This is a genomic window from Streptomyces sp. C1-1 (genome assembly GCF_050214755.1).
Lineage (GTDB): Bacteria > Actinomycetota > Actinomycetes > Streptomycetales > Streptomycetaceae > Streptomyces.
The window spans coordinates 1386849-1408979 of sequence record NZ_CP189826.1 but is presented as its reverse complement, the minus strand read 5'-3'; the positions used below and the strand labels follow the sequence as shown (position 1 = coordinate 1408979).

Below are 22131 nucleotides of genomic sequence, written 5' to 3'. Positions count from 1 at the left end.
CTCACCCCATTCCGGCCGCCGCCAGCACCGCTCGCCGGGTGAGCACCCGTGCCAGGTGCTCCCGGTACTCGGGCGAGGCCGACGCGTCCTGCGAGGGACGGGTACCCTCCGCCGCCGACTCCGCGGCCCGCGCGACGGCCTCCGCGTCCCCGGCGCCGGTCAGCGCCTGCTCGGCCGCGGTGGCCCGCAGCGGGACCGCGCCCATGTTGGTCAGGCCGATCCGGGCCTCGGCGATGTGCCCGTCGTCGCGCCGCACCAGTGCGGCCACGCCGACCATCGCCCAGGACTGCGAGACCCGGTGGAACTTCTCGTAGTGGAAGCCCCAGCCGTCCGACTTCGGCAGCCGCACCTCCACCAGGAGTTCGTCCGGTTCGAGCGAGGACTGCAGGTAGTCGACGAAGAAGTCGCGTGCCGCGATCGCCCGCCGGCCCCGCGGCCCCTGCGCCACCAGTTCGCCGTCCAGCGCCAGCACCACCGCGGGCAGGTCGCCGGCCGGGTCGGCGTGGGCGAGCGAGCCGGCGAGGGTGCCCCGGTGCCGTACGGCGGGATCCGCGACGGTCGCCGTGGCGGCCGCCAGCAGACCGGCGTGGCGGCGCACCAGCGGGTCGTGGACGACGTCGTGATGCGTGGTCATCGCGCCGATGACCAGCGTGTCGCCGTCCTCCCGCACGCCGCGCAGCCCGGGGATGCGGCCGACGTCCACGACCAGCTCGGGGAAGGCCAGCCTGAGCCTGAGCAGCGGCAGCAGGCTCTGCCCGCCGGCCAGCACCTTGGCCTCCTCGCCGCCCTCGGCGAGCGCGCGCACCGCCTCGTCGACGCTGGTCGGCCGGACGTAGTCGAATGCCGGAGGGATCATGCGGAGGCCTCCTTCTGGGACCGGACCGCCCGCCACACCCGCTCGGGGGTGCAGGGCATCCGGATGTCGTCGACGCCGAACGGCCGCAGGGCGTCCACGATCGCGTTGACCACGGCCGGGGTCGACGCGATGGTGCCCGCCTCGCCGACGCCCTTGACCCCGAGGGGGTTGGTGGTGGACGGCGTCTCGGTCCGCTCGGTGGTGAACTCGGGCAGGTCCGGCGCCGAGGGCACGAGGTAGTCGGCCATCGTGCCGGAGACCAGGTTGCCCTCGTCGTCGTAGACGGCCTCCTCGTACAGGGCCTGCGCGATGCCCTGCGCGAGCCCACCGTGCACCTGTCCTTCGACGATGGTCGGGTTGACGACCTTGCCGACGTCGTCGACGCAGACGTACGACCTGATCCGGGTCTGCCCGGTCTCGGTGTCGACCTCGACGGCGCACAGGTGGGTGCCGTGCGGGTAGGAGAAGTTCTCCGGTTCGAGCAGGTGCTCGGCGTTGATGCTGGGTTCCAGGCCGTCCGGGAGATCGTGCGAGGTGAACGTCTCGAAGGCGATCTCCTGGATGGTCTTGCGGGCGTCCGGGGAGCCCTTCACGGAGAACACCCCGCCGGAGAACTCCAGGTCCTGCTCGCTCGCCTCCAGCAGGTGCGCGGCGATCTTCCGGGCCTTGTCGACCACCTTCACCGCAGCGTGGTGCACGGCCGATCCGCCCACCACGAGGGAGCGCGAGCCGTAGGTGTCCATGCCCTGCGGGGAAGCCTTGGTGTCGCCGTGCACGACCTCGATGTCCTCGAACGGCACGCCCAGCACGTCGGCGGCGATCTGGCTCCAGCTGGTCACATGGCCCTGGCCGTGCGGGCTGGTGCCGGTGATCACCTCGACCTTGCCGGTGGGCAGCATGCGGATGCTCGCCGCCTCCCAGCCGCCGGCCGCGTACCTCAGGTCGCGCAGCACCCGGCTCGGCGCCAGGCCGCACATCTCGGTGTACGTCGACACGCCGATGCCGAGCCGTACGGTGTCGCCCCGGTTGTTGCGGTCGGCCTGCTCGGCCCGGAGCTTGTCGTAGTCGAACAGCGCGAGCGCCTTCTCGGTCGCCGCCTCGTAGTTGCCGCTGTCGTAGGTCAGGCCGGCGATCGAGGTGTACGGGAACTCCTCGTGGCCGATCCAGTTGCGGCGCCGCAACTCCACCGGGTCCAGGCCGAGTTCGTGCGCGAGCTCGTCCATGATCCGTTCGATGGCGTACGTCGCCTCCGGGCGTCCGGCGCCGCGGTAGGCGTCGGTCGGCGTCCGGGTCGTGAAGACGCCGGTGCAGGTGAAGTCGTAGGAGTCCATCTTGTAGATCGCCGGGTACATGAAGGCGCCGAGGATCGGGATGCCCGGCGTGACCAGCATCAGGTAGGCGCCCATGTCGGTCAGCAGGTCGACCTTGAGGCCGAGCAGCTTGCCGTCCCGGTTCGCGGCGATCTCGATGTCCTGGATCATGCCGCGGCCGTGGTGCGTGGCCAGGTATCCCTCGGAGCGGGACTCGGTCCACTTCACGGGGCGGCCGATCCGGCGGGCGACCGCGAGCGCCAGGGCCTCCTCGCCGTACACCTGGAGCTTGGAGCCGAAGCCGCCGCCGACGTCGGGGGCGATCACGCGGATCTTGTGCTCGGGGATGCCGGTGACCACCGCCATCATCACCCGCAGGATGTGCGGGATCTGCGTCGCCGAGTACAGCGTGTACTCCCCGGAGGCGGCGAGCGGGGTGACGACGACCGCGCGCGGCTCCATCGCGTTCGGGATGAGCCGCTGGTGGTGGTAACGGCGCTTGACCGTCACCTCGGCGCGTTCCCGTACCGAGTCGAAGTCCTCGCCGGTCTTCAGCGGCCAGACGTAGCAGCGGTTGGTGCCCTTGTCCGAGTGGACCAGCGGGGCGTCGTCCGCGAGCGCGGCCTCCAGGTCCAGCACCGGCGGCAGCGGCTCGTAGTCGACCTCGACGGCCTCCAGCGCGTCCGCGGCCGCGTACCGGTCGCGGGCCACGACGAGGGCCACCGGGTCGCCGGCGTGGCGCACCTCGTCGACGGCGATGGGCGGGTGGTCGGGCAGCACGATGTCCTCGGTCACCGGCCACGCGCACGGCAGCGAGCCGAGCCCCTCGGCGAGGTCGGCGCCGCTGAACGCGGCCACGACACCGGGGCGTTCGAGCGCGGGTGATACGTCCACGCGGGTGATGCGGGCGTGGGCCATCGGGCTGCGCAGGATCGCCATGTGCAGCATGCCGTTGACACTGATGTTGTCGGTCCAGTTGGTCTGGCCGGTGATCAGCCGGGCGTCCTCCTTGCGGGGCCGGGCGCGGCCGACCTCGCCCTGCACGGCCTGGTCGGTCATGCCGGGACCTCCTCTTCGGACACGGCCTGCACGGCGCGCACGATGTTCTGGTAGCCGGTGCACCGGCACAGGTTGCCCTCCAGGGCCTGCCGGATCTCGTCCGTGGTGGGGTGCGGGTGTTCGCGCAGCAGGTCGCGGGCGGCCATCAGCATCCCCGGAGTGCAGTAGCCGCACTGCAGGGCGTGCTTCTCGTGGAAGGCCCGCTGGAGGGCGGTCAGCTCGCCGTCGCGGGCCAGCCCCTCGACCGTCGTCACCTCGCTGCCGTCGGCCTGGACGGCGAGCACCGAGCAGCTCTTGACGCTGACGCCGTCCAGCTCGACGGTGCAGGCCCCGCAGTTGGAGGTGTCGCAGCCGATCGGGGTACCGGTCAGACCGAGACGGTCGCGCAGGTAGTGGACGAGGAGGAGGCGGGGTTCCACGTCGTCCTCGTACGTCGTGCCGTCCACCTTCACCGAGATGTGGGTCATATGCCCTCCAGGGACTGAGCGGGCCGAGAGAGGGAGCAGGGGGAAACATCGCCCGATCGTGATGTACGTCACTCTAAGACCGCTCGCGTGACGCGGCGAGTGCTCCGGCACGGTTCGTTGAGCGTTAATCCATTGCCGGTGCCGTACCGGCTCTGCTGCACTCGTGGGGTCCCGTCGTCCCACCGCGAGGAGCACTCATGCGCACTGCGTCCATGTCCACCCAGGAAGGAATCCCTCCCATGACGAAGGACATGACGCTCGGTGCATCTGCTCAACCTCGGAATCCTCGCGCACGTCGACGCAGGTAAGACCAGCCTCACCGAGAGGCTGCTGCACTCGGTCGGGGTGATCGACGAGATCGGCAGCGTCGATCACGGCAGCACCCGGACCGACACCCTCGCGCTGGAGCGGCAGCGCGGCATCACCATCAAGTCCGCCGTCGTCTCGTTCCCGGTCGACGGCGTCACGGTCAACCTCATCGACACCCCCGGCCACCCCGACTTCATCGCCGAGGTGGAGCGCGTCCTCGGTGTGCTCGACGGTGCCGTGCTGGTCGTCTCCGCCGTCGAGGGCGTCCAGGCGCAGACCCGCGTCCTGATGCGGACCCTGCAGCGGCTGCGCATCCCGACCCTGCTGTTCGTCAACAAGATCGACCGTCGCGGGGCCCGTGGCGAGGGTGTCCTGCGCGCGATCCGGGAGCGGCTCACGCCGGCGATCGTGCCCATGGGTATGGCGCACGGTCTCGGCACGCCCGGGGCGCGCTTCGACGCGGGGCTCGTGGCGGAGGCGGCGGATGTGCTCGCCGACCATGACGAGAGGCTGCTGGAGGAGTACGTCGAGCACGGTGGTATGTCACATTCCACCGTCCGCGCGGCCCTCGCCGCCCAGTCCCGCTCCGCCCTCGTCCACCCCGTCTACTTCGGCTCCGCCATCACCGGCGCGGGCGTCGACGCCCTGATCACCGGCATCCGGGACCTGCTGCCGTCGGCCGGCGGCGACCCCGACGGACCGGTCTCGGGGACCGTCTTCAAGGTCGAACGGGGTCCGGCGGGGGAGAAGGTGGCGTACGCCCGGATGTTCTCCGGCACCCTGCGCGTCCGCGACCGCGTCCCCTTCGGGGAGGGCCATGAGAACGGCGCGGACCGCGAGGAGGGCCGGGTCACCGCGATCAGCGTCTTCGACCACGGCACCGACGTCCGGGACGACGCCGTCCCGGCCGGCCGGATCGCCCGGTTGTGGGGACTGGCCGACATCCGGATCGGCGACGCGCTCGGCGAACCCCGCAAGGCGTACGAGCACTTCTTCGCGCCGCCCACCCTGGAGACGGTCGTCGTGCCGGGCCCCGGTGTGGACCCGCGCCGGCTCCACACCGCGCTCACCCAACTGGCCGAACAGGACCCGCTGATCGGCCTGCGCCACGACGAGGTGCGCCAGGAGCTGTCCGTGTCCCTCTACGGCGAGGTGCAGAAGGAGGTCGTCCAGGCCACCCTGGCCGACGAGTTCGGCCTCGACGTCGACTTCCGCGAGACCACGGTCATCTGCGTCGAGCGGCCGGCCGGGTCCGGCGCGGCCGTCGAGTTCAACAAGAAGGGCGCCAACCCCTTCCTCGCCACCGTCGGACTGCGCGTCGATCCCGCCCCGGCCGGCTCGGGCGTCGGCTTTCGGCTGGAGGTGGAGCTCGGCTCCATGCCGTACGCCTTCTTCAAGGCCGTCGAGGACACCGTCCGCGAAACCCTCGGGCAGGGGCTGCACGGCTGGCAGGTCGGCGACTGCACGGTCACCATGACCCACTGCGGCTACTCGCCCCGGCAGAGCCACGCCCACCAGGGCTTCGACAAGAGCATGTCGAGCACCGGCGCCGACTTCCGCGGGCTGACCCCGCTCGTCCTGATGGCGGCGCTGCGGCGGGCCGGCACCCGCGTCCTGGAGCCGATGCACCGTTTCCGCGTCGAGGCCCCGGCCGACACCCTGGGCGCCCTGCTGCCCGTGCTGGCCGCCCTGCGGGCCGTGCCCCGTACGACCGAGACGCGCGGGGCGACCTGTGTGCTGGAGGGCGACGTCCCGGCGGGACAGGTGCACGCGCTCGGGCGCCGGCTGCCCGGAATCACCCGCGGGGAGGGCGAGTTGGAGAGTGCCTTCGACCACTACGCACGGATCGCCCACGGAACCGTTCCGGAACGCCCGCGCACCGACCACAACCCCCTCAACCGCAGGGAGTACCTGTTGAACGTGACGCGTCGAGTGGGCAGTTGAGGTGGCTGGGAAAGAACGTACGGGCAAAAACTGAAACTTACTCAAGAGTCAGAAGTATTGACGGTGTCCGGAAATGGCCAGACTGTAGTGGACATGCCGAATATCCGGACGCGTCTGCTCGTTGTCCTGGTTGTCCTCTTCGGATCCCTGGCGGTGACGGGCGCGCCGTCCGCCACCGCCGCCGCCACCCTCCCCGACTCCCTGTGGTTCGACGAGTCCCCCCTGACCGTGCAGAACGGCCGGTTCGTCGACGGAAACGGCCGCGAGGTCGTGCTGCGCGGCTACAACGTCTCCGGCGAGACCAAGCTGGAGGAGAACAGCGGCCTGCCCTTCGCCTCGGTCGCCGACGCCAGGAAGTCGGCCACCGCGCTGCGCGCCCTCGGCGGCGGCAACTCCGTCCGCTTCCTGCTGTCCTGGGCGCACGCCGAGCCCACCCGGGGCACGGTCGACACGGCCTACCTGGCCGCCGCCACCGACCAGATGCGGGCCTTCCTCGACGCCGGCATCCGCGTCTACCCCGACTTCCACCAGGACCTCTACTCCCGCTACCTGTTCAACTCGGGCAGCTGGTACACCGGCGACGGCGCCCCCAAGTGGGCCGTCACCCTCGGGAGTTATCCGCAGGAGTCGTGCGGCATCTGTCTGTTCTGGGGGCAGAACATCACCCAGAACCAGGCCGTCACCAAGGCGCAGTACGACTTCTGGCACAACACCTACGGCCTGCAGGACTCCTTCCTGGACACCGCCCAGAAGACCATGGCCTACGTCCAACAGCACCTCAATGGCGCGGAGTTCGCGGGCGTGGTGGGCTTCGACCCCTACAACGAGCCGTACGCCGGCAGCTACGACTCGGGCCAGACCAGCCGCTCCTGGGAACAGAACCTGCTGTGGCCCTTCTATCAGAAGTTCCGTGCCCGGATGGACGCCGCCGGCTGGCAGGACAAGCCCGCCTTCGTCGAGCCGAACCTCTTCTGGAACTCCAACATCGACTCCCAGAAGCAGGAGGGCGGCCTGCTCGACGCCGGCACCCTCGGCCCGCGGTACGTCTTCAACACCCACTTCTACGACCAGAAGGCCATCTCCGGCATCCTGATGTGGGGCAACGCCTCCGACGGGCAGTACGCGGGCGACTTCGGCACGGTCCGGGACCGGGCCTCGGCCGCGGGGACCGCCGCCGTGGTCAGCGAGTTCGGCCATCCGCTGTCGGGATCGGTGGCCGGCAAGGCCCCGACGGTCGACAAGGCGATGTACCAGGCCCTCGACTCCCGCCTGCCGGGCTCCGGTTGGTGGAGCAACCCGTCCGCGTCCGGTCCGGTGCTCTCCGGCAACCAGTGGCAGTGGGACATCTACAACGGCCGCCACCACGAGCTCATGAACGGCAACTCCGGCAAGGTGCAGACCTCCGGCGACGCCTGGAACGACGAGGACCTCTCGGCCGTGAAGCTCGACGACTCAGGCGCGGTGACGCTCCGTCAGGACGCCCGGCTCCTCGACCGCGTCTACCCCGCTGCCACCGCCGGCACGACACTCGCCTTCACCTACGAGGACCGCTCCCGCGACGGTTCGACGACCCTGACCTGGAACCCGGTGCCCGGCTCGCTGCCGAACGTGGCCCAGCTCGTCGGCTCCGGCCAGTACGGACTGCTCGTGTGGAGGTCGGGCAGCGGCTCGGCGCCCACCGAGCTGCACCTGCCCGCCTCCTTCCCGTCCGCCGGCACCACCGTCGTCTCCGACCTCGGCACGGTCTACGGACCGCCGGCGTACACGGCCTCCACCCCGGTCGCGGCGGCGCCCGAACCGGGCGGCACGGGCAGCCGGCGGCTGCTGCTCACCGACTCGGACTCCGGAGTCCTGCACTACGCGCTGATCACCAACGGGGCGACGGCACCGTCGGCGTCCCTGCTGGCCGCGGCGAAGTCCGAGCTGGCGTCCTGGGCTGCGGCGCGGTTCTGACCGGCCGGCCCGGGCGGGCGGCGCGCGGAACCCCTCAGCCGGGGACCTTCTGCGTCACGTCCGCCCGGGAGGCCGCCCCCGGCGTCGCGGCCGGCGGTGCGCATACGGCCGTAGGCGTAGACGCATCCGGCGAGGGCGAGGGCGGACAGCAGCATGAAACCGATGGAGTAGGAGTTCTTCGCGCTGTACACCGCGCCCGTCACCAGCGGCGGGACGAACCCGCCGAGCCCGCCCATCGCCCCGACGATGCCGGTCACGCCGCCGACCTGCGGCTGCGGGGCGACCCGGGCCACCAGGGCGAACACCGAACCGCTCGCCGTGCCCAGACCCGCGGCCATCACCAGCAGACAGATCGTCGCCCCGGGCGTGAGCGAGGGGTCGAAGGCCTGGACGACGGCCAGGGCCGCCACCACGCCCAGCGCCCAGGCGGTGACCACGGCCGGATGGACCCGGTCGGCGAGCCGGCCGCCGATCGGCCGGAACACCACGGTGACCAGGGCGAAACCGGCCGCCCTGCTGCCCGCGTCGGTGGCGCCGAGCCCGTACCAGGTCTTGAGGTAGGTGGGCAGATGGACACCGAAGGCGACGATGCCGCCGAAACCGATCGCGTAGAGCGCGGACAGTTCCCAGGTGACCCGCAGCCGTCCGGCCCGCGCGAGCCGCTGCGTGAGCGGGGTGGAGGGGACCGGACGTCCGGGCTCGTCGTTGATCAGGAAGACCGCGAGCACCGCGTAGCCGGCCAGGGCCACCGCGAGTACCAGGAACGGCAGGTTCTCGCTGTGCTGGTGCATGCGCGGCGTGAAGTACCCGGACAGGGCCACACCGCCCATGCCCGGCCAGTGCATGACCTGGAGCGGTTCGATCGACATCTACTACAACTCCGGCCGGGGCCTGTGCCCCTGACCAAGCGGGCTGCCGGCGCGGCCGACCCCTGAGTCGGCCACGCCCGACTGCAGCGAGAACACCGCCCGTCGCGTCGCCGGCACCGCATGGTCATGGTCCGCCCCTACGTCGGTCAGATGACCAGCCCTGCTTAGCGGCGAGTGCGGGGGGTGCGGAACGAGGAGATGAGCCGGGCGGTCAAAAGAGCGGGTTGGAGGAACGGAAGACGCAGGGCTTCCTCGGGCAGGGGATTCCTGCTCCTGCTGGCCGCCGACCATGCGCCATGCCGGAACGTCGGGTCGGCGGCCATCAGGTCAGTGGCGGGGGCAAAGGGCAACGCGGGCGGGCAGGTGTGCCGCGCCGACGCCGGCGGGTTCAGTTCGCGGCGAAGACCTCGATGGTGCACTTGGCTGCGCCGCTGCGCTGGATTCGTCCGTCGCGGGTGATCAGGGGCCCGCCGAGGGATTCGGCGAGCGCGACGTACTGGGCGTCATAGGCGCTCACGTTGGCATGGAGGGCGCGGACCCGCTCCCACAGTGCGAGGGTGTCCTGCTTGTCCAGGGACAGCGACGTGAAGTCGGCCAGGGCCTTGGTCACCTGTTTGTCGGTGAGCTTGCCGCCGCGCTGCATCCCCAGACGACCTCGGAGATCAGCAGGACGTCCTCGAAGCTGTAGAGCTTGCCCTCCTTGCGAGTGCACTGCGGGGGCCCGTGAGCATCGCTTGTGGTGGTCCGGAGCCAACAGATCGTGTGGGGTGACTTCCAGGAGTGCCGGGGCTGGAGGGCGATTGAGTGGCCCTTCGTGCGGCCGCACGCGGCGGGAAACGGCGTACATGATCATCTTCTGGCTGCGGGATGACATCATGACGACGACACTCACCGACGCCTGGGCGGTGTACCGCTGCGTGTCGCGCAACCGTCACCGCATGCCAGGAAGCACGGCGGCATGTGCCCTGCCACCCGCAACAGTTGAAAGCCAGCCCGTTTGAGAAAGGCCCGCGGTGCGCCGTATCCCCACCTGTGTCCTGAGCAACGCCGCTCCACCGGCAGTCAGTGATGGTCATGCCGTGGACCGTTTTGTCGAGATCGGCTCGTTCACCAAGGTCATCACGGGCACTGCGCTGACCTGCATGGCCGAGGCCGGAATGCTCGCGCTCGACGACCCCCTTGAGCGATGGCTTCCGGCGACTCCCGGAACCGGGATCACGCTCCTCGACCTGGCCCGGCACACGTCCGGCCTTCCGCGTCTGCCACCTCGGATCGCGCGTCGTGACCCATACGCCAGGTTCGACCGTCGTACCGTGCACCAGTTGCTGAGTCGGCTCGACACCATCGCCACCTGCCCCCCCGGCCAACGAGAGGAGTACTCCAATCTCGGGTACGCCGTCCTCGGTGAAGCCCTGACCGCTGCGGCCGGCACCACCTATGAGGAGTTGGTGACCAAGTACGTCCTGCGTCCGCTGGACATCACCGAAGTGACCGCGACCCCGGACCCGGGCACGTACCTACTGGCCCGGAGCCGCTTGGGAAGGGCCCGTCAGCCGTGGACCATGCACGGCGCGATCCTGCCCGCAGGGGGCCTGTGGGCCACCCCCCGCGCGGCTGCCGACCTGGTCGTACGACTCCTCATAGAACGCAGGTTGGGCGATCCCGCGCCGTCCTGGCAGACGGCAGGCTCCCTGCGCTGGCACAACGGCGCCACGCGCGACGCCTCGCTGTTCGCCGGCGCAATCGACGACGGCCGCTGGGTCATGATCCACCGCCTTGGCGGGGCACCCGAGGAAACGGACCAAGCCGGCATTGAAGTGCTAAGGCGAGGCCGCAAGACTCTCTGACCACACCGGAACGAATGCGCACGCGTCGTCGATGCGGGGAGCTGAACCATGCAGACGCCCTGCCTGGCGGGGTGGACGAAGGGCGACGCGGCCTCCCTGCGGGAGGGTACCGATCCGCGGTGCTGGGGCGGACAAGGGTGGATCCACCTCACCGCGGCGCTCCGCGCCAGGGTGAGGTGGCACCTCGGCGGCCCGTTCGGCGGCCAGCTGCGCATGCCTTCCGAGGCTTCGCGCGGGTCTGCGGAGCCAAAACCTATGAGTGGCCTTTCCTGCGGCCGCACGCGGCGGAAACGGCGTACATGATCATCTTCAGGTTGCAGGATGGACCGCATTAAGAATCACTGCGTCAACCTTCCGCGGTACCGCGCAGGTTGCAGGAACCGTCGGCGTACTGCCGTGGGCGGGGTTGGGATTCAACCCTGCGTGTGACGACCCGGCGCGCTCTCGTGCGTAACTTCTTGCTCCGGCACCACACGGCGGCGGGTGACCCGGCCTCGGTACGGCCCGAACAGGGCGCGAATCCCCCGCCACGGAAGTGCCCGCACGCCCGACTCGCCGACCACGAGCCGGAACCAACCACCGAAGGGGGAAACATGAGGACAGGGACTCGGCTCGGGCAACGCTCGTGGCTGCGCGGGTCGGCCGTAGGTGGCCTGGCGGGCCTGGGGCTTGCCGCCGCGCTGCTGGCCTCGGCACCGGGCGCGTCCGCCGACCCGGCCGCGCACGGCACGGGCTCTGTGCACGCACAGGGCGCCTGGTACGCGGTGCCGCGGACCGGCGGAGGCAACCCCGGCAAGGTCACGCTGCGGGCCGGCGCTTCCACCGGGAGCGCGGCCGTGGGGTCGGTCAAGGCACCGAAGGGCGCCTGGTGCTGGCACCAGGAGACGAACTGCGGTGACTACGTCAACGGGGGCAGCTATCGCTGCTACGCGGGGGCACCGAAGTACCGCGACTGGCTGCCGGTGGCCGCCTCCAACGGCAAGCGGGTTTACGTAGCACGGCACTGTGTGATCGCCACGTACAAGTAGCCGCGAGGGGCCCGGCGGCCCAAGGTCGCCGGGCCCTGTCCCCGCGGTCGTGCTGCAACGGCCGCAGGGGTAGGTTCACCTTCGCCGGCACCTCGGCCGCAGGCCTCCTCTCCGAGCGCATGAACCTCGGCTACTGGCTCTCCGCGATGCTGTTCGGTCTGGCCATCACCGCCGTCGCGCTCGCGTCGTCCTCGGCCCGGCCATCCACCTGTCCGCGCCCCGGAAGGACGTGCCGGTGCCTCAGCAGGTTCCACATCAAGCGGCCTGATCAACTGTCAGGTGTTCAGGATGCGTTCAGGTAGACGCTGGCCAAGGTCGATCACGGCGATCGCCGTTGTGCGATCGACTCACGTCACAGGGTGCTCGTCCCCATCGAGGGGCGGGCGCCCTGCCGTTCGACAAGTACCTCTCGAACAGCGCGACTTCCCTGGGCTTGGGCCCTGTTCCGGCCGGCGGTCCTCGTCTCCAACACCCTCGGCACCTCCATGGGCGCCTCCCCTCCGACAGCTCCGGCCTCGGTACGGCGGCCGCGCGCTGCTCGTGACAGCCCCGCTGGACGTCCTCGTCGCCCTGAAGATGCCGACGGTGCCGAACGTGCTGCTGTTCCGGATCGCGTTCCGGCTTCTTCGGCCGTACTGCTGGCGTTCGGTCTGATGGCCCCCGCACAGGTCCACGACCGCGGGTTCGCCGCCCCGCAGCAACGAGCCGGAGCCGGTCGACCAGCAGGCCGGCTGACGTCCGGGTGTGAACGGCGCCCGGGTCAAGCGCTGTTGTCCTCGCCAGGGCGGCGAGGCGTGCGAGAACCTGAATGGACGGTCGTTTCGTCTCCCTGATCGTGAAAGGCATGGCAGGCCTCGAAGAGGCGGAACTCGTGCGTCGCGTCGCCGACGGTGACCGGGCGGCGTTCGACGAGTTGTATCGGCGTACCTCACCCTGGTTGGCGGTGCGGCTGCGCCGTCGGTGCGCGGACGAGGACGTCGTCGCCGACGTGCTCCAGGAGACCTATCTGGCGGTGTGGCGCGCGGCCGGCAGCTATGCCGGTTCCGTGACCGAGAGCAGCGCGGTCGGCTGGCTCTGGTCGATCGCCGCGAACCGACTCGTCGACGCCTTCCGTCGGCGCGCCCGCCAGGAGCGGGTGCCGACCGTCGCCCTGCTCGAGACGACCGCTCCGGCCGCCGAGGACGAGGTGATGGCGACCCGCGTCGACCAGAACTTCGAACAGGCGCTGCTGCGGCTGCCGCCGGAGTTGCGGCAGGTGCTGCAGGCCATGGTGCTGGACGACCTGTCGGTGCGACAGACGGCGGTGCTCCTCAGCGTGCCGGAGGGCACGGTCAAGACTCGCGCACGCCGGGCCCGGATCGCGCTGCGGGAGGCGCTGTCATGACTCATCCCACCACCATGCTTCTGGCCCGCTACGCGGACGGCGGCCCGGGGCTCGACGACGCCGCGCTCTGGTCGATCGAGGTCCATCTCGACGGGTGCGCCGACTGCCGTGCGCAACTGGCCGCCGAGGCCACCCCTGCCACGAGGGATCTGCTCGATCGTGTCGCCGTCTCGCTCGACCGGGCGCTCGAAGCGAGCCCGTCGCCGGCCCGGCAGCGTACTCGCGCAGGGGCCGTCCACCGACGGTGGCTCGCCTGGACGCTGCTGCCGTGGCTCGCGGTGACCGCCGCGGTACTGGGCTGCGGCATGCTCCTCGATGCCGTCGAGCCGAGCCTGCCGTCGCTCGTGCTGCTGCTGGCTCCGGTGGCCCCGCTGCCCGGCGTCGCGGTGGCCTGGAGCCGCCGGACCGATCCGGCCTGGGAACTGATCGCCGCCACACCCGCGGCCGGCCTGGCCATGGTTCTACGGCGGACGCTCGCGGTGCTCCTCGTCGTGCTTCCGGCGTTGCTGGTGGCGGGGGTGAGTACCGGATGCTCGCTGGCTCTCAGCCTCCTGCCGTGCCTGGCGTTCACGGCGGCCACCCTCGTGCTCGGCGCCCTCATCGGTGTACAACGCGCGGCGATCGCCCTTGCGTTGACCTGGTGTGCGGCCGTCCTGCTGCCGAGCGTGGCGGCGCGGTCCCTGTCACCGGCACTGCAGCCGGGCAGCACCGCCGTCTGGGCGGTGACCACGGTGGCTTTTGCCGCGCTCACCCCGCTCGCTGCTTCCCCCTTCCGCCGCCTGCGTAGCGGCAACTGACTTCCCGTCAACGAGATCACAGCATCAACAGGACCATCAGGAGAGACCCATGCGGGCGATGAGCGCTGCCGAAACGGCCCCCACCCTTCATCCCTGGCCAGTCCACGCGAAAGGCCTGCGGGTCCGGGCCGGCCGACATCTGGCCGTCGACGGACTCGATTTGGCGTTGAGCGCCGGAGTGCATGGTGTGCTCGGCCCGAACGGCGCCGGCAAGACCACACTGATGCGCGCGTTGTCCACCGTCGTCAAGCCCGCCGCCGGCTCGTTGACGCTGCTCGGCGCGCAGGCCGACGGCCGTGCCGACCTGCGCGGGATACGCCGCAGACTGGGGTATCTGCCGCAGCAGTTCGGCTTCTACCCGCGGTTCACCGTCCGCGAGTTCGTTGCGTACATGGCCTGGCTCAAGGAAATGCCGAAGACCGCGATCCCCGACGCCGTGCAACGCGCGATCGACCGGGTGGGTCTGACGACCAAGGCCGACAAGAAGATGAAGACGCTGTCCGGCGGCATGGTGCGCCGGGCCGGCATCGCCCAGGCCGTCGTGAACGACCCCGAGCTGCTGCTGCTCGACGAGCCGACCGTCGGACTCGACCCGGAACAGCGTCTCGACTTCCGCGACTTGCTGCGTGACCTGGGTGCCCAGAGCTGTGTGCTGGTCTCCACCCACCTTGTCGAGGATGTCGTCGCCGCCTGCACCGACGTCATCCTCATGAATGAAGGCCGACTTCTCTTCCAGGGCACCCCCGACGACCTGATCGCCCGCGGCGGCCAGGGCGATGCGGGCGACAGCCCGGCGGAACGCGGCTACTCCGCCCTCCTGCGCCGGCACCGGAGCAACGCGTGAACCGTATCCTCGGCATCGAGTTCCGGCGCTCTGCCGCTCTCGGCGCAGCGTTCCTGATCACCATCGCCGGTACGATCCTCCTCCAGGCGACCGCATCACGATGGTCCACCGGGTGGATGGCGCTGGCCATGACGCAGCGCGAATACCTCGCGCTGCTCTCGCCCCTCGCGATGGCCGCCGGTGCCTGGCAGTCCTATCGCGTGCACCGGGCCAACGTCGACGAACTGTTCGCCAGCGCGTCCCGCCCGCGACCGCAACGCATGGTGCCGATCCTGGTCACGACCGGCCTGGCGGTGATCGTCGCGTACCTGGTCACGCTCCTCACGGCGGCACCACGGATCCTCGACACGGCACGCTACCTGCCGCCGGCCGCGTATGTCGTCGTAGCCGTCGGACTGGCCGCGATGATCGCCTCCGTCTGGCTCGGGCTGGCCGTCGGACGGCAGGTGCCGGCGCTCGCCACCGCGCCCGCGCTGGCCGTGATCGGCTTCGCGCTGCTCATCTTCGCCCCCCATGCCCTTCCGGACGGCGGAATGACGGCGGCGTTCTCCCCGAGCATGGGAATGAGCGTCTTCAGCGACTACGACACCGTCGACGGCCAAGTCAGCGCTGCCCAGGGGCTCTGGATGGCCGCGATCGCGGTGGCCGCCGCCGTGCTCTTGGCCGTCAAGGACCGTACGCTCGCGTTCGCCGCGCTGGTGCCGCTGGCCCTCGGGGCGACCGCCACGGCCCTGCTCGTGCCGACCGGCGATGCCTACGAGCGCGGGAGGCTCGACCCCGCCGCCCAGGAACTGGTGTGCACCGCCGACGCCCCACGAGTCTGCCTCAGCAGGGCCCACGAAGCGTTGCTGCCCGAGGTCGCCCCCAAGGCACGGCGGGCCCTGGCCCTCCTTTCGAGGACATCGGCCGTCCAGGCACACGAGGACACCACCACACTCTTCCCGCCCACCTCACCGAAGTCGCGGGCCGACACCGTGCTGATGAGGATCACGGTGGACGCCCACGGCCGCCTCGCCCAGCCGGGCCGGCTCGAACCGGCCATGCTCACTGGCGCGTTCACCGGCCCTGACCACTGCGGTGACATGCCGAACGTCCCCGTCGCCACCGCCGCGGCCTTCTGGCTGCTCGACCGGAAGCCGACCGCCGGTCCCGATGGCCTCGAATACGTCGACCCGGACGCCGTCAAGCTCTGGACGGCACTGCGGACCCTGCCGCGGGCCGAGGCCAAAGCCCGGGTGACCGCCGTCTATCAGGCTGCCCAGAAATGCCAGGTCGCCACCGACCTTCTGACCCGAGGTGCCCGATGACAGGGGTGACGCTCTACGTCCGCTCACGCCAGGTGCCGACGGCGCTGGGCGCGGCGACCGCGGGAACAGTCGTCGCATGGCTGCTGGCCACCGTCTTCGGCGGCCAGGGCGAGGTCGGGCGGGCCGTACTCGTCCTGACAGTCCTGCTTGTGGTCTCCGTCGTCACCACCACCCTCGGCGGCCCCGACGACACCCTGGACCGTACGGCGGCGAGGCCATGGGCAAGTCTGCGGATGTCCCACCTGGCCGCCGCCCTGACCTGCGTCCTCATGCTCCTGCTGGTCACGCTGTTGACCGGCACGCGGTTCGGTCCCGTTGGATGCGTCTTCCGTGACACGGCCGGCCTGCTGGGACTGACCGCCCTGGGGGCGGCCGCGGCCGGCACCGCTCGGTCATGGTTCCTTCCCCTCGGGTGGACACTCGGCGCGGTGGTGTTCCCGGCCACGGGCACGGTGGGGGAGACGCTGACCTGGCAGACACAGGCCCCCGACAGCCGACCGGCGGCCATGGTCGCGGCCCTTCTCACCACCGCCGGAACCGCCGCCTACGTCAGCCGAGGCCCACGTCAGCGAACATCGCCGGAACCCCTCTGAGCAGGGCCGGTCCGACGCTCGTCCTCCGGGCCGGGTTGTGGCCGTCGTCGAGAGTGACCTACTGCGCCCATCGACAGCGGGCGTCCCCCCGGGGCACGGCCCGTCCCCGCACCAGCCTCCTGGTACGACCGCCGTGTTCTTCCCTCCCGCCCACGCCGCGCGGATGACCGCTGCGCCCTCACTCTGCTCCTGGAGTACCTCGCAACCGGCCCCGGAGGCGGCATCCGTGAAATGGACGCCTCCCCAGCCTGAACCAGCCGGGTACCAAGATGCGCGCATCGGACTACGGGCCGACGTGGTGCAGCAGTGAATGCAGGAGCCCCTTCATCCCTTCCTGGGAGGCGAACCGCAAGGTTGGGTCCTGGCCGTCCGGTTCCTGCGCCCACCACCGGGGCAACTCGACGTCGAGCAGGTTGTCGGCGTACCAACGGCCGTAATCCTCGCCGTCGAGCAGAAGAGTGGCCCAGGGCAGCAGACGATAGCCGAGCGATGGTTCCGGCTCTGGATGTGCGGGCCGGCTCGGATGCCGGAGACTGTCCTGCAGCGCGAGGAGACGTCGTTGCTCGGCGGCACCGGCCTTGCTGATATGAGTCTCCCGGAGCGACCACGCGCCGAGCAAGGCCGCTGCCATGCACAGCAGGAGAGCCGTGGCAGTGTTCCCCCTCCACAGCAGGAACCCACCGGACAGTACGGCGATCGCCATGCTGAACAGCACGTAATACGGTCGGGCCAAGTAGCCGCGCTCACGGGCAGCCTTGGTAACGCTCTTCTGAATCTGCGCGAGGCTGATCCTGGTACCGCGGAGGGAAGCCGGCGGACCGGGTTCGCGCCGGAGCCGCAGCTCACCTTCCCTGCCAAGAATCGCGTCCAGCAGGGCGGCCCGGTCCGGGGGGAGCCCGGCCGCGGACCGGGTGCCGGGACGTATCACGTAGCCGTCTTCGTCCGCCGTCACTCGCAGATAGCCGTCCTCGGCAAGTGCCACCGTTTCGCTCATCACGACCTGCATCGGATTCTTGCGCCCGACCAGCCAGCTGCCGACCAGACAGCTCGACTCAGGCATCCCCGCCTGCGTGCCTGCACCTTTCACCCATCCCCCTCATGATCGCACCGACGTTGGGACCGTACAGAAACCCCGCGCAGCGCCGACACGGAACGCTGAAAGACGGGCCGGGCCTGTCCGGGCACCGGCACCCTTTGCCAACACCCGGCATTTTCTTTTCCTGTCGATCATCATCAAGCTCAGGCTTCGCTCAACAAGAGATCCCGCGGGTAGGGAGGGGCGCCGTCGCGAGCGCCGCGATACCATCGCCCGGACCGGCGGAATCTCTTAGTGAGCGAGCGATGACCGGTTGTGGCGACGGACCTGCGAGGGGGGTTTGTCGTCGGGGAGCTGAGTAGTGCCTGCCCCACGCGCTCGGCTGAGAAGTGACAGTTTGTTACTCGCTAGCACTGGGTTCTCTGGTGCGGCTGGCCGAAACGGTCGAAAGCTGACAAGGCGCACATGCTGCCCGCCTGTGAATTCCGGACTGAGACGTATTTGCGTTAGAGCGAACTCCAATTCCTAGGTTCGAAGGCATGCGATACATCAAACTCGGAACGACCGGACTGGAAGTCTCCGCCATCACCCTCGGCTGTATGAGCTTCGGCGAGCCGGACCGGGGCGGGGAGCCCTGGTCGCTGGGCGCGGACGCCAGCCGGGACATCATCAAGCAGGCCCTCGAGGGCGGCGTCAACTTCCTCGACACGGCCAATGGGTACAGCGCCGGAAGCAGCGAGGAGATCGTCGGTCAGGCGGTCAAGGACTTCACCCGGCGCGAGGAGGTCGTTCTCTCCACCAAGGTCTGGATGCGGATGCGTCCCGGCCCGAACGGCGCCGGGCTGTCCCGCAAGGCGATCTTCGCCGAGCTCGACGCCTCCCTGAAGCGACTGGGGACCGACTACATCGACCTGTACCAGATCCACCGCTGGGACTACGACACCCCGATCGAGGAAACCCTCGAGGCGCTGCACGACGCGGTCAAGTCCGGGAAGGTCCGCTACATCGGAGCCTCTTCCATGCACGCCTGGCAGTTCGCCAAGGCCCTGTACCTGGCTGACCTGAACGGCTGGACCCGGTTCGTGTCGATGCAGGACCACTACAACCTCATCCACCGGGAAGCAGAGCGGGAGATGATCCCGCTCTGCGCCGACCAGGGCATCGGCGTGATCCCGTGGAGCCCGCTGGCGCGGGGCAGGCTGACGCGGGCCCGGGACACCGCCACGGCGCGGGCCGAGACCGACGCGGGCGGCAAAATCCTCTACCGCGACGAGGACCAGGCGGTGGCCGAGCGCGTCCACGAGATCGCGGGCAAGCGGGGTCTGTCCCCGGCCCAGGTCGCCCTGGCCTGGGTCATGCGCAACCCGGCGGTGACCTCGCCCATCGTCGGGGTCACCAAGCCGGCCCAGCTGGCCGACGCGGTCGCCGCGGTGGACGTCGAACTCGACGAAGACGAGGCCGCCTACTTGGAGGAGCCCTACCAGCCGCACGAGGTGGCCTACCTGGAGGAGTCCTTCTACAAGCGGCAGCCTGTGGCGGGCTCCCGGTAGTCCGGGCTACCGCCGGGCCTTCGACGAGTCCTTGGCCCCGGCCTTCACAGCCCTGTGGTCGGCCCGGCGGCGCTTGCGGGCGGTCGCGCGCAACTGCATGATCCGCGCTGCCCGCCAGCGCGGTGAGCAGGCTTGAGCGGGTGCCGTCCCGGTTTGGCTGATCACGTTCTGCCGGCTTCCGGCAGGTAGACCCGGGCCTGTTGAGCAGGCACTATGCCCCGGTGAGCATCATCATCAAGTTTTTCGTGGCGCCGGACCGCGATGCTGCCGCTGCCGTCGTGGAAGGCGGTCCCGACGGGGTTTTCGAGGCGCTGACGTACGGCAACTTCGATGCCGAAGAGGCGCTGATCGAGTGGGAGAGCATCTTCACCGGTCGGGGCTTCGAAGAACTCGTCGCCGCTGATGAGCCCGAAGTCGTTGCCGACCCAGGCGATGGCGAGGGCCCGGTTGTCCTCGCTGCTTCCCGGGTGCTTCAGTATGCCCTTGCCGCTGCCGATGAGCACCGGCTTGTCGAGGTCAGCCAGTTGTGGGTGCGGGAGCGAGCGGCAGACGGCGAGGTATTCGGCCTGGAGAGGGCAACTGAGGTCCTGAGCGGCCTGGCCGACCTGGCGCGGGCCATCGGCGAGCAGGAGGGGAGCCTGTACTGCTGGATGGCATAGAAGCGGACACGGCCACCGTTGATCATCGTCGGTTGTGCGGCCAAATGAAGATCAGCCGCCGGTGGCCGTGGGCCACAGCGTAGACCCTGCCCGGTGGCAGCCGATGTTCGAGGGCCTGATGGCGCGGGTGGCGGGCCGTTTCTCCCAGGTGGAGCCGCGACGCATGGCACGGGCGTTCTTTCTGGGCCTGCTCGCGGAGCTGCCGCGCGCTCACAGTCCGCGTGAAGGCGAATGGCGGATCGGTGCGGCGGAACGGTCTGACGGTCAACTCCTCGGTAGGTGTGGATACTTGAGGCACATCAGTCACATCCGACCCCTACATCCCCCCACGAGGAGACCTTGATGAACGTGTTAAAGCGGAGCCGCGCCCGAGCGGCCCTGCTGGCGCCTGCCGCCACCCTGATGCTCTTGGCGTCCGCAGGTACGGCTAGCGCGAACTCCAGCCCCGGCTGGGGTGACGACAAGCCCGACGTACTCTCAGACTGCAACCAGGGCAACGCCGACCTGTGCCAGTACCATGAGATCAACGCTTGGACCTCGTACGGCGACTGGCACGAGTCGAGCAACGTGTTCTCGAACTGCTCGGGCACCGACAACGCCACGTTCCAGATCGCCAGCGCCTACGCGACGAACACCTCGTACTCGTACCAGCAGTCCACGAGCGTCGAGGTCAGCGCGGGATTCAGCGACACGATCGAGCTGGGCATGAAGGCCAGCACGGAGACCTCCGAGACCTGGACCCTCGGGGACACCCGCACCAACACGCAGACCGTCACCAGCACCGTCCGCCCCGGATACAAGGGCGGTTACTCGTTCCGTCCGCTCGTCCGGCACTCGCAGGGCTGGATCGAGGTGCACTACGGCAAGCGCGTCGACGGCCACTACTACTGGTACTACCCCGGCCAGGGTTCCGACGGCTTCCGTATCGACACCCCGGTCGCCTGGTCGGACGGCTCCCTCAAGGGCGAGCTGAAGTGGGAGACGTGGAAGTGCTGACCCGGCCGGACTGTCCGTGACCCGGCCCTCCTGCTCGGTTCCGGCTAGTGACCTTGCCGGCGTGATGTCGTCATGGTGAGACGCCATCCGCTTACCGCTGGGCAGGCTTGATCAGTCGAACACGGTTCCTGTTCGGATGATCTCTCGGTGGTCGGGGCATAACTGCAGGGCCTCCTGGTAGCTCGGGGTTGCGATCCCAACCGAGCAGCACCAGGAGGCCCTGTGTCGCAGCCTGTCGCGTTTGCGTCCGTGGAGTCCAACGTGCCGTCTGCCGGCGTGTGACTGTCTCGTGCACAGGTTCGGCAACGCGGCGGACGGGCCGGACCGCGTTCCGTGTTACGGCTTTGACCTGACGGAGGCGGAATGGCAGGATATCCGGCCGCTGCTGCCGGTCCCCGCGTGGCTTCAGGGGCGGGGCGGCAGGCCGGAGGGCTATTGCCACCGCGTCATGCTGGATGCGGTCCGCTATGTCGTCGACAACGGGGGCCTGACCCGGATTCTTGGACACGGGCTATGCGGCTTGGGCCAGGGTAGTTGCTGTCGTGGCGAGTGCCGTCTCGTAGGCGATAGGACTGCGTTGTCCGAGGCGGGAGTGACGGCGTCGGGTGTTGTAGCGGTTGAGCCAGCCGAACGCGTCGAGTCGGGCCTCGCGTTCGCTGGGACAGGTCTTGCGGCCCTGGAGCGTCTCGCGTTTGAAGGTCGCGTTGAAGGACTCGGCGAGTGCGTTGTCCGCGCTGGAGCCGATCGCGCTCATGGACTGGCGGACGCCGGCCTGACGGCAGGCGTCGGCGAAGGCCCGGCCGGTGTACTGGGCGAGTTCAACCAGTCGTTGCAACACTGGGCTGTTGCAACGAGCGTAGCTGCTCTTCGAAGACCTCGGCCGGCGCGTCGGTGACGAGGCCGGTGAGCATGTGGTCCGCGATGGCCCAGTGGCCGACCAGGTCCGCAACCGCAAGCGCCGGGGCGCCGGTCCTCGAAGTAGCGCAGCACGATCACCGCACGCTGACGCTTGGGCGGCCGCCGCAGCGCGGCCATGATGTCCGCGGTGAGTAGGACCATTTCTTCGGCGGCAGCCTCCAGTTGACCAACCTAACGCGACGGTTGTCAGGAGTGTCGCTGTAGGAACCGGGCGGCCGGCGGCGCGTCGGAAGTCGATACGACGGACGATGCGGTGGGTGCCTTCTCGAGGGCGCAAGACCAGTTCGTCTCTCCGAGCCGGCCGTATCGGCGGCGAGCTGTGGCAGACCGAGTTCGAAGGCTGCCTTTGGCAGGTCGCCGTCGGGAACGCCGAAGATCATGTAGCGGTCGAAGTAGTCGATACTG

19 protein-coding genes and 2 pseudogenes are annotated in these 22131 nt (G+C 69.8%); 14 read left to right on the top strand and 7 right to left on the bottom strand.

Features of this window, described 5'->3' with window-relative positions:
• Position 1: 1 nt before the first annotated feature.
• From ACQF4J_RS06405 to ACQF4J_RS06395, 3 genes are read right to left on the bottom strand one after another with little or no spacing between them, the layout of a single operon-like run.
• Positions 2-856 (bottom strand): FAD binding domain-containing protein, encoded by an 855-nt coding sequence (locus ACQF4J_RS06405; protein WP_351579809.1) that lies wholly within the window; start codon positions 854-856, stop codon positions 2-4.
• Positions 853-3225, bottom strand: a complete 2373-nt coding sequence (locus tag ACQF4J_RS06400; protein WP_351579817.1) for a xanthine dehydrogenase family protein molybdopterin-binding subunit — start codon at positions 3223-3225, stop codon at positions 853-855. Before ACQF4J_RS06400 ends, ACQF4J_RS06405 begins: the two co-directional genes overlap by 4 nt.
• Entirely contained in the window at positions 3222-3692 is a 471-nt protein-coding gene (locus tag ACQF4J_RS06395) for a (2Fe-2S)-binding protein (RefSeq protein WP_351579820.1), read from the bottom strand. Before ACQF4J_RS06395 ends, ACQF4J_RS06400 begins: the two co-directional genes overlap by 4 nt.
• Before the next feature lie 261 nt (positions 3693-3953).
• Between ACQF4J_RS06395 and ACQF4J_RS06390 the strand changes: the two genes are divergently transcribed.
• A complete protein-coding gene (locus tag ACQF4J_RS06390; protein WP_427164996.1) occupies positions 3954-5945 on the top strand; it encodes a GTP-binding protein in 1992 nt (663 codons plus the stop codon).
• Positions 5946-6038: 93 nt separating this feature from the next.
• The gene (locus tag ACQF4J_RS06385; protein WP_427164994.1) at positions 6039-7898 is read left to right on the top strand and encodes an endoglycosylceramidase; all 1860 of its coding nucleotides are present in this window, start codon (positions 6039-6041) and stop codon (positions 7896-7898) included.
• An 83-nt stretch (positions 7899-7981) separates the two neighbouring features.
• Here ACQF4J_RS06385 and ACQF4J_RS06380 read toward each other — a convergent pair.
• Positions 7982-8731 (bottom strand): annotated as a pseudogene (locus tag ACQF4J_RS06380) (MFS transporter); the annotation flags it as partial.
• 424 nt (positions 8732-9155) lie between these two features.
• Positions 9156-9410, bottom strand: a complete 255-nt coding sequence (locus tag ACQF4J_RS06375) for a type II toxin-antitoxin system VapC family toxin (protein WP_427164992.1) — start codon at positions 9408-9410, stop codon at positions 9156-9158.
• Between the two features lie 202 nt (positions 9411-9612).
• Between ACQF4J_RS06375 and ACQF4J_RS06370 the strand changes: the two genes are divergently transcribed.
• The 8 genes from ACQF4J_RS06370 to ACQF4J_RS06335 all read left to right on the top strand — a co-directional run bounded on the left by ACQF4J_RS06370 (position 9613) and on the right by ACQF4J_RS06335 (position 16567).
• A complete protein-coding gene (locus ACQF4J_RS06370; protein WP_427164990.1) occupies positions 9613-9768 on the top strand; it encodes a hypothetical protein in 156 nt (51 codons plus the stop codon).
• 12 nt (positions 9769-9780) lie between these two features.
• Positions 9781-10614, top strand: coding sequence for a serine hydrolase domain-containing protein (locus ACQF4J_RS06365; RefSeq protein ID WP_427164988.1), 834 nt, complete (start codon positions 9781-9783; stop codon positions 10612-10614).
• A 593-nt stretch (positions 10615-11207) separates the two neighbouring features.
• The gene (locus ACQF4J_RS06360; protein WP_351579834.1) at positions 11208-11642 is read left to right on the top strand and encodes a hypothetical protein; all 435 of its coding nucleotides are present in this window, start codon (positions 11208-11210) and stop codon (positions 11640-11642) included.
• A gap of 844 nt (positions 11643-12486) precedes the next feature.
• Positions 12487-13026, top strand: a complete 540-nt coding sequence (locus ACQF4J_RS06355; protein ID WP_427164985.1) for an RNA polymerase sigma factor — start codon at positions 12487-12489, stop codon at positions 13024-13026.
• Positions 13023-13823 carry a hypothetical protein gene (locus tag ACQF4J_RS06350; protein WP_427164983.1) on the top strand — a complete coding sequence of 267 codons (801 nt, stop codon included), beginning with the start codon at positions 13023-13025 and terminating at the stop codon, positions 13821-13823. Before ACQF4J_RS06355 ends, ACQF4J_RS06350 begins: the two co-directional genes overlap by 4 nt.
• Before the next feature lie 49 nt (positions 13824-13872).
• A complete protein-coding gene (locus tag ACQF4J_RS06345; RefSeq protein WP_427164981.1) occupies positions 13873-14667 on the top strand; it encodes an ABC transporter ATP-binding protein in 795 nt (264 codons plus the stop codon).
• Positions 14664-15974, top strand: coding sequence for a hypothetical protein (locus tag ACQF4J_RS06340; protein WP_427164979.1), 1311 nt, complete (start codon positions 14664-14666; stop codon positions 15972-15974). The genes ACQF4J_RS06345 and ACQF4J_RS06340 overlap by 4 nt, the downstream gene beginning before the upstream one ends.
• Complete coding sequence (locus ACQF4J_RS06335) at positions 15971-16567, top strand: hypothetical protein (RefSeq protein ID WP_427164977.1); 597 nt, start codon at positions 15971-15973, stop codon at positions 16565-16567. The genes ACQF4J_RS06340 and ACQF4J_RS06335 overlap by 4 nt, the downstream gene beginning before the upstream one ends.
• 283 nt (positions 16568-16850) lie before the next feature.
• Here ACQF4J_RS06335 and ACQF4J_RS06330 read toward each other — a convergent pair whose 3' ends face one another.
• Positions 16851-17627 carry a hypothetical protein gene (locus ACQF4J_RS06330; RefSeq protein ID WP_427164975.1) on the bottom strand — a complete coding sequence of 259 codons (777 nt, stop codon included), beginning with the start codon at positions 17625-17627 and terminating at the stop codon, positions 16851-16853.
• A 515-nt stretch (positions 17628-18142) separates the two neighbouring features.
• Between ACQF4J_RS06330 and ACQF4J_RS06325 the strand changes: the two genes are divergently transcribed.
• The 4 genes and pseudogenes from ACQF4J_RS06325 to ACQF4J_RS06310 all read left to right on the top strand — a co-directional run bounded on the left by ACQF4J_RS06325 (position 18143) and on the right by ACQF4J_RS06310 (position 20808).
• On the top strand, positions 18143-19153 hold the full coding sequence (locus tag ACQF4J_RS06325) for an aldo/keto reductase (protein WP_351804313.1): 1011 nt from the start codon (positions 18143-18145) through the stop codon (positions 19151-19153).
• A gap of 221 nt (positions 19154-19374) precedes the next feature.
• On the top strand, positions 19375-19812 hold the full coding sequence (locus ACQF4J_RS06320; protein ID WP_427164973.1) for a hypothetical protein: 438 nt from the start codon (positions 19375-19377) through the stop codon (positions 19810-19812).
• Between the two features lie 61 nt (positions 19813-19873).
• Positions 19874-20047, top strand: a pseudogene (locus tag ACQF4J_RS06315) (IS701 family transposase); the annotation flags it as partial.
• A 107-nt stretch (positions 20048-20154) separates the two neighbouring features.
• The gene (locus tag ACQF4J_RS06310) at positions 20155-20808 is read left to right on the top strand and encodes a hypothetical protein (RefSeq protein WP_427164971.1); all 654 of its coding nucleotides are present in this window, start codon (positions 20155-20157) and stop codon (positions 20806-20808) included.
• Between the two features lie 511 nt (positions 20809-21319).
• On the opposite strand, the gene ACQF4J_RS06305 is transcribed toward ACQF4J_RS06310, so the two are convergent.
• Positions 21320-21643 carry an integrase core domain-containing protein gene (locus tag ACQF4J_RS06305; RefSeq protein WP_427164969.1) on the bottom strand — a complete coding sequence of 108 codons (324 nt, stop codon included), beginning with the start codon at positions 21641-21643 and terminating at the stop codon, positions 21320-21322.
• Positions 21644-22131 lie beyond the last annotated feature (488 nt).